This is a genomic window from Streptomyces sp. 17_S59 (genome assembly GCF_056930295.1).
Genome location: NZ_JBXOWD010000001.1, coordinates 2,675,001 through 2,687,270, shown reverse-complemented (window position 1 = coordinate 2,687,270; position 12,270 = coordinate 2,675,001). Strand labels below are relative to the sequence as shown.

General features: G+C 71.7%; 10 protein-coding genes and 1 rRNA gene (1 of these 11 cut by a window edge). 9 read left to right on the top strand and 2 right to left on the bottom strand.

Features of this window, described 5'->3' with window-relative positions; all coding sequences use genetic code 11:
* Nucleotides 1-13: 13 nt before the first annotated feature.
* On the bottom strand, nucleotides 14-511 hold the full coding sequence (locus tag AC1Z4A_RS11840) for a metallopeptidase family protein (RefSeq protein ID WP_483678031.1): 498 nt from the start codon (nucleotides 509-511) through the stop codon (nucleotides 14-16).
* A gap of 273 nt (nucleotides 512-784) precedes the next feature.
* Between AC1Z4A_RS11840 and AC1Z4A_RS11835 the strand changes: the two genes are divergently transcribed.
* The 6 genes from AC1Z4A_RS11835 to AC1Z4A_RS11810 all read left to right on the top strand — a co-directional run bounded on the left by AC1Z4A_RS11835 (nucleotide 785) and on the right by AC1Z4A_RS11810 (nucleotide 6,624).
* Nucleotides 785-1,213, top strand: a complete 429-nt coding sequence (locus AC1Z4A_RS11835; protein ID WP_483678029.1) for a DUF3499 domain-containing protein — start codon at nucleotides 785-787, stop codon at nucleotides 1,211-1,213.
* Between the two features lie 84 nt (nucleotides 1,214-1,297).
* The gene (locus tag AC1Z4A_RS11830) at nucleotides 1,298-2,656 is read left to right on the top strand and encodes a phosphomannomutase/phosphoglucomutase (protein ID WP_483678027.1); all 1,359 of its coding nucleotides are present in this window, start codon (nucleotides 1,298-1,300) and stop codon (nucleotides 2,654-2,656) included.
* Between the two features lie 227 nt (nucleotides 2,657-2,883).
* Entirely contained in the window at nucleotides 2,884-3,069 is a 186-nt protein-coding gene (locus AC1Z4A_RS11825) for a Trm112 family protein (protein ID WP_483678025.1), read from the top strand.
* Nucleotides 3,070-3,132: 63 nt separating this feature from the next.
* On the top strand, nucleotides 3,133-4,302 hold the full coding sequence (locus AC1Z4A_RS11820; RefSeq protein WP_483678023.1) for an SIS domain-containing protein: 1,170 nt from the start codon (nucleotides 3,133-3,135) through the stop codon (nucleotides 4,300-4,302).
* Nucleotides 4,303-4,398: 96 nt separating this feature from the next.
* Nucleotides 4,399-5,610: a mannose-6-phosphate isomerase, class I gene (gene manA / locus AC1Z4A_RS11815; protein WP_483678021.1), complete on the top strand. Its 1,212-nt coding sequence runs from the start codon at nucleotides 4,399-4,401 to the stop codon at nucleotides 5,608-5,610.
* 36 nt (nucleotides 5,611-5,646) lie between these two features.
* Nucleotides 5,647-6,624: a cation diffusion facilitator family transporter gene (locus AC1Z4A_RS11810; RefSeq protein WP_483678019.1), complete on the top strand. Its 978-nt coding sequence runs from the start codon at nucleotides 5,647-5,649 to the stop codon at nucleotides 6,622-6,624.
* Nucleotides 6,625-6,724: 100 nt separating this feature from the next.
* On the opposite strand, the gene AC1Z4A_RS11805 is transcribed toward AC1Z4A_RS11810, so the two are convergent.
* A complete protein-coding gene (locus AC1Z4A_RS11805) occupies nucleotides 6,725-8,707 on the bottom strand; it encodes a fructose-specific PTS transporter subunit EIIC (protein WP_483678017.1) in 1,983 nt (660 codons plus the stop codon).
* Nucleotides 8,708-9,132: 425 nt separating this feature from the next.
* Here AC1Z4A_RS11805 and ahcY point away from each other — a divergent pair, with 425 nt between their 5' ends.
* From ahcY to AC1Z4A_RS11790, 3 genes are all read left to right on the top strand, one after another.
* The gene (ahcY, locus tag AC1Z4A_RS11800) at nucleotides 9,133-10,587 is read left to right on the top strand and encodes an adenosylhomocysteinase (RefSeq protein WP_483678015.1); all 1,455 of its coding nucleotides are present in this window, start codon (nucleotides 9,133-9,135) and stop codon (nucleotides 10,585-10,587) included.
* Nucleotides 10,588-10,722: 135 nt separating this feature from the next.
* Nucleotides 10,723-11,337, top strand: coding sequence for a hypothetical protein (locus AC1Z4A_RS11795; RefSeq protein WP_483678013.1), 615 nt, complete (start codon nucleotides 10,723-10,725; stop codon nucleotides 11,335-11,337).
* Nucleotides 11,338-11,988: 651 nt separating this feature from the next.
* Nucleotides 11,989-12,270 (top strand): 16S ribosomal RNA (locus tag AC1Z4A_RS11790) (it continues 1,242 nt past the right edge of the window).

Sequence of the window (12,270 nt, the reverse complement as noted above, 5' to 3'; positions counted from 1 at the left end):
GCCGGTCCCGCGGTCAGTCCTGCCCGTACCGCGGATCCACCGATTCGGGTGCAAGACCGAGGAGTTCGGCGACCTGCTCGACCACCACTTCGTGGACGAGCAGAGCACGCTCGTCACGCGTCTTGGCGCGGATTTCCACCGGACGGCGGTAGACGACGATCCGGTCGGGCTCCTCGCCGTGCGCGGCGACGTAGCGGCCGAGGGGCACCGTCTCGCCGTCGAAGAGGGCCTCCAGAGTGTCCCGGGCGCCGCCGCCCGCGTCGGCCGGCTCCGGCACGTCGCGGACGACGAAATCCACCGCCGCCAGCTGCGGCCAGCGCCTTTCGAGCCGTTCCGCGGAGTCCTGCACGAGGTCGACGAACGCCTCGGCCCGGCTGGCGGACAGGGGCACCTGCGGGGGAGCGACGGGTCCGCGCATGCCGCGTCCGTGGCGGTCGCGGTGACGCGGTCGCGGTCCGGTCGGGCCGGGGGCGCCCCCGGGGCCGGCTGGGGGAGGTACGGGGCTGTCCATCACTGCCGAGGGTATCCGCCGTCCGGCCCTGTGCACGCGGTAGTGGGGCATCTCCCGGCATGTCGCTCGTTGAACGTTCCGGTCATCTATGCGATCAATTACAGCCACCTGCCGGACCGGCCCTCGCATCCCGAATGACACTATGTGTACCTGGTGATGACAGATTTCTTCGTTGCCGAGCGTGCCGCACCCCGGGTCCACACAGGGCCACCAGGCCGTTCGGGAACGGCGTCCACCGGACGAACCGGGACGACACGGAGGAGTGAGCCGGGGGTGAGTCGTCGCGGCCCGCTCAAGAGTGCGGTACCGTCCAACCTCGTGAGCCCTGTACGTCGCTGTTCGCGCACCGCGTGCGGCCGCCCGGCCGTCGCGACGCTGACGTACGTCTACGCCGATTCGACCGCCGTCCTCGGCCCGCTCGCCACCTACGCCGAACCCCACTGCTACGACCTCTGCGCCGAGCACTCCGAGCGGCTGACCGCCCCGCGCGGCTGGGAGGTCGTCCGCCTCGCCGTGGCGGACGGCCCGGCCCGCCCCAGCGGCGACGACCTCGAGGCGCTCGCCAACGCCGTGCGCGAGGCCGCCCGCCCGCAGGAGCGCCCCGCCGCACCCGGCGCGGTCACGCCGAACGCCCGCGGGGCCGACCCGATGGAGGTCGCCCGCCGAGGCCACCTCAGGGTGCTGCGCTCGCCGGACTCCTGACGGCCCGTCCTCGGCGGTGGCCGGAGGGCCGGTGGGCGGCAGGTAGGTTTGTTGTCCCGTACCGGACTCCAGGAGGGGTTGGCTGTGGCTGATCTGTCGCAGATCGTGAAGGCGTACGACGTGCGCGGCGTGGTGCCCGACCAGTGGGACGAGTCACTGGCCGAGCTGTTCGGTGCTGCCTTCGCCCAGGTGACCGCCGCCGGTGCGATCGTGGTCGGCCATGACATGCGCCCCTCCTCGCCCGGCCTGTCCCGCGCCTTCGCGCGCGGCGCGGCGGCCCGCGGCGTGGACGTCACCGAGATCGGGCTCTGCTCGACCGACCAGCTCTACTTCGCCAGCGGCCAACTGGGCCTGCCCGGCGCGATGTTCACCGCCAGCCACAACCCCGCGCAGTACAACGGCATCAAGATGTGCCGCGCGGGCGCGGCCCCCGTCGGCCAGGACACCGGACTCGCCGAGATCCGCGCCCTCGTGGAGGAGTGGTCCGGGAGCGGTGCGCCCGCCCCGGCCGAGGTGCCCGGGACCGTCACGCAGCAGGACGTCCTCGCGGACTACGCCGCCCACCTGCGCTCCCTGGTGGACCTGGAGCGGATCCGCCCGCTGAAGGTCGTCGTGGACGCGGGCAACGGCATGGGCGGCCACACCGTCCCCACCGTCTTCGACGGGCTGCCCATCGACCTCGTCCCCATGTACTTCGAGCTGGACGGCACGTTCCCCAATCACGAGGCCAACCCGCTCGACTCGAAGAACATCGTCGACCTCCAGGACAAGGTCCGCGAAACGGGCGCGGACCTCGGCCTCGCCTTCGACGGCGACGCGGACCGCTGCTTCGTCGTCGACGAGCGCGGCGAGCCCGTGTCCCCCTCCGCGATCACCGCACTGGTGGCCGCCCGGGAGCTGGCCAAGCACCCCGGCGGGACGATCATCCACAACCTGATCACCTCCTGGTCGGTGCCGGAGGTCGTCGCGGAGCACGGCGGCAAGGCCGAGCGCACGCGCGTGGGGCACTCCTTCATCAAGCAGGAGATGGCCCGCACCGGCGCGATCTTCGGCGGCGAGCACTCCGCGCACTACTACTTCCGCGATTTCTGGAACGCCGACACCGGCATGCTGGCCGCCCTGCACGTGCTGGCGGCCCTCGGCGGTCAGGCGGGCACGCTGTCCGACCTCGTCCGGGAGTACGACCGCTACGCCGCCTCCGGCGAGATCAACAGCACCGTGGCCGACCAGGCGGACCGCATGGCGGCCGTCAGGGCCGCGTACGAGGGCCTGGAGAACGCCCGGCTGGACGAGCTGGACGGCCTGACGGTCACCACCCCCGACTGGTGGTTCAACCTCCGCGCGTCGAACACGGAGCCTCTGCTGCGCCTGAACGTGGAAGCACGCGACGAGGCGACGGTGACAAGGCTCCGCGACGAGGTCCTGGCGATCGTACGGGCGTGATCTTCGGCCTGTCCGGGCGCCGATTCAGCCCGTCCGGCGTTTGAGGACCGGGGGTCTGGGGGCAGAGCCCCCCACGCGGCGGAGCCGCAAATCGGTACAGCCGGGAAGGGGCGGGATCGGGGAAAGGAACCCCCGCCCACGCCCAAGCAGCGGCACACCGCCCCCACCCGCCCCCGCAAAAGGCTTACGCTGACCCCGAAGACCCGCACACCCCGAAGGGAAACCCCATGCCGCTCGAAGCCGGCCTCCTGGAGATCCTCGCCTGCCCGGCGTGCCACGCCCCCCTCCGCGACGAGACCGCCTCCGAGGACACCCCCGAGCTGGTGTGCGAGGGCCAGAGCTGCGGCCTGGCCTACCCGGTCCGCGACGGCATCCCCGTCCTCCTCGTCGACGAGGCCCGCCGCCCCGCCTGAGCCGGAAGCCCCGGAATGCCGCCAGGCAACCCGTACGTCCCGCCGATCGGAGGCTGAACAACGGTGTTCGACGAGTCGCTCCTCGATGACCCCGACGGCCTCTCCCGCGCCGACCTCCACGGCCTGCTCCGCGGCGCCGCCGAATCCGGCGCCCGGGTCCGCACGGCAGTCCGCAATGCCGGCGAGGCGGGGGTCGGGGCCCTCAAGCCGGACGGCCGCCCGCGCGCCGTCCTCGTCGCGGGCCCCGGACCGGCGGGCGGCTCCACCGCCGGCCTGCTCGTCGCCCTCGCGGGGGAGACCTGCCCCGTCACCCTGATCCGCCCGTCGGGCGTGGCCCCCGCCCCGGGGGCCCTGCGCTGGACGCTCCCGGGCTGGACGGGCCCGCTCGACCTGCTGCTCGTCGCCAGCCCGGACGGCACGGAACCGGGCCTCGCCCTCCTCCTCGAACAGGCGTACAGGCGCGGCTGCTCCGTGGTCACCGTCACCCCGGCCGGCTCCCCGCTCGCCGACGCCACCGCCCAGGTCCGCGGCCTGGCGATCCCGCTGACCACTACTCCGTACGAGACCGCCATGGCGAGCGACGAGCCGGCGAACGGCGAGTCCGCGGCCGTCCTGCCCTCCGGCCCCGGCACGCTCTGGTCGCTGCTCACCCCGCTGCTCGTGCTCGCCGACCGCATCGGCCTGACCGAGGCCCCGCCCGCCGCCCTGCAGGCGCTGGCCGACCGGCTCGACCGGATCGCCGAGCGCTGCGGCCCCGCGATCGCCACCTACAGCAACCCGGCCAAGACACTCGCCGCCGAGCTGGCGGACACCCTCCCGCTCATCTGGACCGAGGGCGAGCTCGCGGCCGCGGCGGGCCGCCGCTTCGCCACCGTCCTCGCCGCGCTCGCCGGCCGCCCCGCGCTGGCCGCCGAGCTGCCCGAGGCGCTCACCGCGCACAGCGCCCTGCTGGCCGGGGACTTCGCGGCCGGGGCCGACCCCGAGGACTTCTTCCGGGACCGGGTCGAGGCACCGGAGGCGTTGCAGCTGCACGCCCGCGTCGTCCTGCTCCGCGAGCGCGAACCGGACGTCACCTCGCCCGCGTCCGCCGCCCGGGAACTCGCCCTCCACCGCGAGACCCCCGTCAGCGAGCTGGAGGCGACCGAGGGCTGCAGCCCCCTGGAAACCGCCGCCGAACTGCTGGCCATCACGGATTTCGCCGCCGTATACCTGGCGCTCGCCTCCAGCCCGTAACCAGCCCGTAAGCCGGGCAGGGCCGATCGCCGCCGTGCCCCGGGCCCCACCCCGCCGGCGCCGGGTCTTCGCTCCGACAGTCAGGAACCGCCCCCCATGGACCGCCTCGTCAACACCGTGCGCCCCTACGCCTGGGGCTCCACCACCGCGATCCCCGAGCTGCTCGGCACCCCGCCCACGGGCGAGCCCCAGGCGGAGCTGTGGATGGGCGCCCACCCCGGGGCGCCCTCCCGGATCGACCGCGGCGGCGGCCCGGTCCCGCTCGGCGAGGCGATCGCCGCCGACCCGGAGGGCGAGCTGGGCGCGGAGACGGTGCGCCGCTTCGGCCCCCGGCTGCCGTTCCTGTTCAAGGTGCTGGCCGCCGCCGACCCGCTGTCCCTCCAGGTCCACCCCGACCGGGACCAGGCCGCGGAGGGCTACGCGCGCGAGGAGGCGAGCGGCGTCCCCGCCGGCGCCCCGCACCGCAACTACAAGGACGCCGGCCACAAGCCCGAGCTGATCTGCGCGCTGACGCCGTTCGAGGGCCTGTGCGGCTTCCGCGCCCCCGACGCCACCGCCGACCTGCTGGCCGCCCTCGACGTCGACGCCCTCAAGCCCTACGTGGACCTCCTGCACGCCCACCCCGAGGACGCCGCCCTGCGCGAGGTCCTCACCGCCGTCCTCACCGCCGACCGCACCGCCATGGCGGAGACGGTGACGGCCACGGCGGCCGCCGCCGAGCGGCTCGCCGGGGGCACCGGCCCGCACCGGGCCGCGTACGCCGCCTGCGCCTCCCTCGCCCGGCACTACCCCGGCGACCCCGGCGTCATCGCCGCCATGCTCCTCAACCACGTGCGCCTCCAGCCGGGCGAGGCCCTCTACCTGGGCGCCGGGGTGCCGCACGCCTACCTCGAGGGCCTCGGCGTCGAGATCATGGCCAACTCCGACAACGTGCTGCGCTGCGGCCTGACCCCCAAGCACGTGGACGTCCCCGAACTGCTCCGGGTCGTCCGCTTCGAGGCCACGCCCCCCGGCGTGCTGCGCCCCGAGGCCGACGTCGACGGGGCGGAGGTGTACGAGACCCCGGCCCCGGAGTTCCGGCTCTCCCGGCACGTCCTCGCCGCGGGCGCCGCCCCCCGCCCGCTGACCGCCGAGGGCCCGCAGATCCTGCTGTGCGTCGCGGGCACGGTCGTGCTGCGGGGCGAGGACGGCGCCGAACTCCCCCTCGCACGCGGCGAGTCCGCCTTCGCCCGGGCGGGCGAGCGCATCACGCTCGGCGGCGCGGGCACGGTCTTCCGCGCGACGGTGGGCGACAATGACGGACCGTGACCCGAGGGAGCCGCGCGGAAGGGACACCCCGCACCCATGAGTGCAGCAGGCGGAACCAAGGCCATCGTCGCGGCGCTGGGCGCCAACCTGGCCATCGCCGCGGCGAAGTTCGCCGCGTTCGCGTTCAGCGGCTCGTCGTCGATGCTCGCCGAGGGCGTGCACTCGGTCGCCGACTCCGGCAACCAGGCGCTCCTGCTGCTCGGCGGCAGGAAGGCCCGGCGCAAGGCGAGCGAGGAGCACCCCTTCGGCTACGGCCGCGAGCGCTACATCTACGGCTTCCTCGTCTCCATCGTGCTCTTCACGGTCGGCGGCGTTTTCGCGCTCTACGAGGGCTACGAGAAGATCAGGGAACCGCACGAGCTGGAGCACTGGTACTGGCCGGTCGGCGTGCTCGTCTTCGCGGTCGTCGCCGAGGGCGTCTCCTTCCGCACGGCCGTCAAGGAGTCGAACGAGCTGCGGGGCACACAGTCCTGGGGCTCCTTCATCCGCACCGCCAAGGCCCCCGAGCTGCCGGTGGTCCTGCTCGAGGACTTCGGAGCACTGGTCGGCCTCGTCCTCGCCCTCGGCGGCGTCGGCCTGACGCTCGCCACGGGCGACGCGGTCTGGGACGGCATCGGCACCATGTGCATCGGCGCGCTGCTGGTGCTGATCGCGCTGGTGCTGGCCGCCGAGACCAAGTCCCTCCTGCTGGGCGAGGCCGCCGGACCGGAGCAGGTCGCGAGGATCCGCGAGGCGGCGGTGGACGGCAAGTCGGTCACCGCCGTTATCCACATGCGCACGCTCCACCTGGGCCCGGAGGAACTCCTGGTCGCCGCGAAGATCGCGGTCCCCGCAGGCGACACGGCGGCCCAGGTGGCCCGCGCGATCGACGAGGCGGAGGCCCGCATCCGCGAGGCAGTCCCGATCGCCAGGGTGATCTACCTGGAACCGGACATCTACAGCGAGGAAGCAGCAGCGGCAGGCGAAGACCCGGCAGCAACACCGGGCGGCAATTTCAGCCCGTCCGGCGTTTGAGGACCGGGGGTCCGGGGGCGGAGCCCCCCCCCCACACGGCGGAGCCGCAAATCGATACAGCCGGGAAGGGGCGGGACAGGGGAAAGAACCCCCCACCCACCTACCCGACCTCCCCCAACACCCGCATCACCGCCCCCACATCCCCCGCCCCCAGCAACCGCTCCCGGAACCCCGAGTCGAGCAACTTCCGCGCCAGCAGCGCAAGAAGCCGCAGATGCTCGTCCGCCGCCCCGGCCTCCGGCACCGCGATCATGAAGACGAGCCGGGCCCGCGTGCCGTCCAGGGAGCCCCACTCGACCCCCTCGGCGGACCGGGCGAACCCGACGACCGGTGCCGAGACCGCCGCCGTCTTCGCATGCGGGATCGCGATCCCGTCACCGAGCCCCGTTGTGCCCAGCTCCTCCCGCGTGAGCACGGCCGCGACGAGCGCGTCCACATCCGTCACCCTTCCGGTGCGGGCCAGCACCTCGGCCAGCTCCCGGATGGCCTGCTCCTTGTGCCTTGCGGCAAGCTCCGACTCAACGGTCCGCTCGGTCAGATACCCGGACAGCACCTCGGGCTCCGGGGCGGGCCCCGGCGCGGGCCCGGCCGGTACGGGCACCGGGGCGGCCACCCGGGCCGGAGCCCCCGCCCCCACGGCCATCAGCGTCACCGTGGCGACCCCCGTGACAACCGCCCCGATGGCGATCGCGACGAAGAACATCGGCACCCCGGCCACCGCCCCCAGCACCGCAACGACCGGCCCGCCATGCGGCACACGGTCCCCGACCGCCGCGAGCCCCGCCACCGCCCCCGCGACCGCTCCGCCCAGCATGTTCGCGGGAATCACCCTCGCCGGCCGCGCCGCAGCGAACGGGATCGCCCCCTCGGTGATGCCGAAGAAGCCCATGAACAGCGCCGCGAGCCCCGTCTCCCGCTCCTGCTCGGTGAACAGGCCGCGCCGCAGCAGCGTGGCCAGCCCCTGCCCGAGCGGCGGCACCGGAATGGCCGCCGCGCACATGCCCATGACCGCCGGATTCCCGGCGACCAGCCCCGCCCCGAAGAGGAAGGCCGTCTTATTGACCGGACCACCCATGTCGAAGGCGATCATCAGCCCGAGAAGCGCACCCAGCAGCGCGGCACTGGCACCCGTCAGCCCGCCCAGCCACGAGGTGAGGTGCTCGAAGACCCACGAGATCGGCCTGCCGATCACATAGATGAAGAACAGGCCGAGCGAGGTCGTGGCCACGACGGGGATCACGATGATCGGCATGACGGGCCGTACGAACCGGGGCACCCGGACCTTCTTGATCCACAGCACCAGGTAGCCCGCGAGGAAGCCGGTCACGATCGCCCCGATGAAGCCCGCACCCGCCTTGCTGCCGTAGAGCTCACCGGTGTTGGCGATCCACCCGCCGACGACCCCCGGCGCCAGCGCCGGCCGGTCGCCGATGGCGTAGGCGATATAGCCGGACAGGATCGGGATCATCAGCTTGAAGCCGATGGAGCCGATGTCGTTGACGGACCGCCAGAAGGAGTTGTCGATGACGATCCCGTCGGGGGTGGTGTGACCCCCCAGCGCCAGGGACACCGCGATCAGCAGGCCGCCGACGACGACGAACGGGATCATGTACGAGACGCCGTTCATGAGCGCCTTGTAGACGACGCTCCGCCCCCCGCCGCCACGACGGCCGCCACCGCCGCCCGGGCCCACGGCCGCGACCCCTCCGCCGGGCCCCTCGTACACCGGCGCGCTCTGCACCCGTGCGATCAACTGCTCGGGATGGTGAATGCCCTCGGCGACTCCGACGACCAGCACCCGCTTGCCGGCGAAGCGGCTGCGGTCGACGTCCTTGTCGGCGGCGATGATGATGCCGTCGGCCTCCCTGACATCGTTGTCGGACAGGACGTTCTCCGCCCCGATCGACCCCTGCGTCTCCACCTTGATCTCGTGCCCGAGCGCCTCGGCGGCCTGCACCAGCTTCTCGGCCGCCATATAAGTGTGCGCGATGCCGGTCGGACAGGCGGTCACGGCAAGCAATCTGAGCCGGTGTCCGCCCGCTCCCGGGCTCGAGGGGGCACCGGGCCCGGCCGAACGCGTCACGTGATCTCTCCTCACAGCTCGTCGCGGCCCGCAGCGCACGGACGCCGCCACCGCGCCCGCGCCTTCGCGCCTCTCCGCATCCTGCAGCACCGATGCCCACTCGGACAGGTGGGACGGGACGGGCGCGTCCGGAATCTGTCGGTCCGCCAACGCGGCGGTCCGCCCACCGGCCGCCGGGGCAGCAATGCCTGCAACTGGGGCTGGGGTTCGGCCGGGGGCCCGGTGTAGATTCGGCACCAGAGCCAGACGTCGCTGCTGATGGCGGTCGGGCGGCCCGCACTGACGGACCGGCCGAGGGAGAGAGGGCCTCCGACGGACTGCGCTGCGGCCAGGGGACCAGTGTGCGACCGACCGTGTCCACGCTGACCGACCGCGTGCACAGCCGTACGTATCACTCCCGCTCGCCCCCCAGGAGGAGCAGCCGTATGACTACCACCACCGGCCAGGACTTCAAGGTCGCCGACCTCTCGCTGGCGGCCTTCGGCCGCAAGGAGATCACCCTCGCCGAGCACGAGATGCCTGGCCTGATGGCGATCCGCAAGGAGTACGCGGAGGCGCAGCCGCTGGCGGGCGCCCGCATCACCGGCTCCCTGCACATGACCGTGCAGACGGCCGTCCTCATCGAGACCCTGGTCGCGCTGGGCGCCAAGGTGCGCTGGGCGTCCTGCAACATCTTCTCCACCCAGGACCACGCGGCCGCCGCCATCGCGGTGGGCCCCGAGGGCACCCCCGAGAACCCGCAGGGCATCCCCGTCTTCGCCTGGAAGGGCGAGACGCTGGAGGAGTACTGGTGGTGCACGGAGCAGGCGCTGACCTGGCCCGGCTCGCCCACCGGCGGCCCGAACATGATCCTGGACGACGGCGGTGACGCCACGCTCCTGGTGCACAAGGGCGTGGAGTTCGAGAAGGCCGGCGCGGCCCCGGACCCGGCCACGGCCGACAGCGAGGAGTACGCCCAGATCCTCACCCTCCTCAACCGCACGCTCGCCGAGAACCCGCAGAAGTGGACCCAGCTGGCGTCCGAGATCCGCGGCGTCACCGAGGAGACCACCACGGGCGTGCACCGCCTGTACGAGATGCAGCAGGCCGGCACGCTGCTCTTCCCCGCGATCAACGTGAACGACGCGGTGACCAAGTCGAAGTTCGACAACAAGTACGGCTGCCGCCACTCCCTCGTCGACGGCATCAACCGCGCCACCGACGTCCTCATCGGCGGCAAGGTCGCGGTCGTCTGCGGCTACGGCGACGTGGGCAAGGGCTGCGCCGAGTCGCTGCGCGGCCAGGGCGCCCGGGTGATCGTCACCGAGATCGATCCGATCTGCGCGCTCCAGGCGGCGATGGACGGCTTCCAGGTCACCACGCTCGACGAGGTCGTCGAGACGGCCGACATCTTCATCACCACGACGGGCAACCGGGACATCATCATGGCCCCGGACATGGCCAAGATGAAGCACCAGGCCATCGTCGGCAACATCGGCCACTTCGACAACGAGATCGACATGGCCGGCCTCGCCAAGATCCCCGGCATCGTGAAGGACGAGGTCAAGCCGCAGGTCCACACCTGGACCTTCCCCGACGGCAAGGTCCTCATCGTCCTGTCCGAGGGCCGTCTGCTGAACCTGGGCAACGCCACCGGCCACCCGTCCTTCGTGATGTCCAACTCCTTCGCGGACCAGACCCTGGCCCAGATCGAGCTGTTCACGAAGCCCGAGTCCTACCCGACCGACGTCTACGTCCTGCCCAAGCACCTGGACGAGAAGGTCGCCCGGCTCCACCTCGACGCCCTCGGCGTCAAGCTCACCACGCTCCGCCCCGAGCAGGCGGCGTACATCGGCGTGCAGGTCGACGGCCCGTACAAGCCGGACCACTACCGCTACTGACACCGCCACCGCTGCCGTCACTGCCCACGCCACCCGCCACTGCAGCCGGCAGAAGCACGACAGCTGGTAGAAGTAGGACAGGCCCCCGCCCCCACGGCGGGGGCCTGTCCCATTCCCGTCAAGGACGCCACCACCATGCCCCGCGGCCGCTACTCGCTCCACGACCCCCACGATCACTCCCCCCTCGGCGACGAGACCTTCCATTGCGCCACCGGCCCCTCCGGCTGGCGCTACGTCTCGCAGCTCACCTCCCCGGCCGGCACCCCCGCCGGCTCGGTCGACCTCGCCATCGACGACCTCGGCCGCCCCATCCGCCTCCAGCTCCGCAGCGCCGACTGGCAGGTACGGGGCGCCGCCCTCGAAGGCGTCACCTGGGTCCGCACCGACCCCACCGGCGAGCACGCCACGGAAGGTAACGTCCGCGCCCACACCTTCACGGGCGCCTCCCCCGCCTTCTACGTGGCCACGGCCCGCCTGCTCCGCCTCACCCCCGGCGGCCCGGCCGCCCGGCTGCGCCTCGTCTCCTTCACCGCACCCGTCCTCGCCCCCCTCACCGTCGACCAGTCCTGGGCACTGGTCGACAGGACAGCGCACACCACTGACAACGGGGTGCTGGACGTGGACGAGTACCAGGTCAGCGCCCTGGACACGGGGGAGCGGCACACGGTCCACATCGCCGGGGACGTGGTGCTGTCGGCCCCCGGCATCGAGCTGGAGGACCTCGACACCCCGCCGTCGTCCTTCGGATGAGCGTTTGGGGAGGTCAGGCGGTGGTGGCGCGTGCGCACAGCCCCGCCGGACCTGGTACTGTTCTCTTCACCCCACAAAGACCGTTGACACGGGATGAGTGGGGAGGTAGATTCGAACGGTTGCGACGGAGGGGCTACCCCCTCGGCAACTGGTAGTATCTGACCAGCTTCGGCCAGTGAATAGAATTCATAGAGCGAAGCGCTTCGACTCCTTTCAGGAACGGAAAGCCGATGTAAGTCGGCCGGAAAGATTCTGATAGAGTCGGAACTCCCGCCAACGGGGTCCGGAAACGGAATTCGAACCGGCAGCTTCTTTTAGAAGCGAAGGAACGGAAAACGGATCTGGTAAGGTTGGAAACACCGAAGGGAAGCGCCCGGAGGAAAGCCCCAGTGAATGTCACTGCGGGTGAGTACAAAGGAAGCGTCCGTTCCTTGAGAACTCAACAGCGTGCCAAAAGTCAACGCCAGATATGTTGACACCCCGTCCATCTCGATGGATGAGGTTCCTTTAAAAGTCCTGCCGGGTCCGTATCGGATCGGGTAGGCGATTACACAGCGAGGACGCTGTGAACGGCCGGGCTTATTCCGCCTGGCTGTTCCGCTCAACGCGAGTGTGACCGGCAGTTTTTAATTAAACGCAGCCCGGTAAACATTCACGGAGAGTTTGATCCTGGCTCAGGACGAACGCTGGCGGCGTGCTTAACACATGCAAGTCGAACGATGAAGCCCTTCGGGGTGGATTAGTGGCGAACGGGTGAGTAACACGTGGGCAATCTGCCCTGCACTCTGGGACAAGCCCTGGAAACGGGGTCTAATACCGGATATGACCTTCGGAGGCATCTCTGAAGGTGGAAAGCTCCGGCGGTGCAGGATGAGCCCGCGGCCTATCAGCTTGTTGGTGGGGTGATGGCCTACCAAGGCGACGACGGGTAGC

Bases quoted from the DNA above. Each gene is read 5' to 3' on its own strand.
- AC1Z4A_RS11810 (WP_483678019.1), top strand. From the start codon at position 5,647: ATGAGTGCAGCAGGCGGAACCAAGGCCATCGTCGCGGCGCTGGGCGCC.
- AC1Z4A_RS11825 (WP_483678025.1), top strand. From the start codon at position 2,884: ATGCCGCTCGAAGCCGGCCTCCTGGAGATCCTCGCCTGCCCGGCGTGC.
- AC1Z4A_RS11795 (WP_483678013.1), top strand. From the start codon at position 10,723: ATGCCCCGCGGCCGCTACTCGCTCCACGACCCCCACGATCACTCCCCC.
- ahcY (WP_483678015.1), top strand. From the start codon at position 9,133: ATGACTACCACCACCGGCCAGGACTTCAAGGTCGCCGACCTCTCGCTG.
- AC1Z4A_RS11840 (WP_483678031.1), bottom strand. From the start codon at position 511: ATGGACAGCCCCGTACCTCCCCCAGCCGGCCCCGGGGGCGCCCCCGGC.
- manA (WP_483678021.1), top strand. From the start codon at position 4,399: ATGGACCGCCTCGTCAACACCGTGCGCCCCTACGCCTGGGGCTCCACC.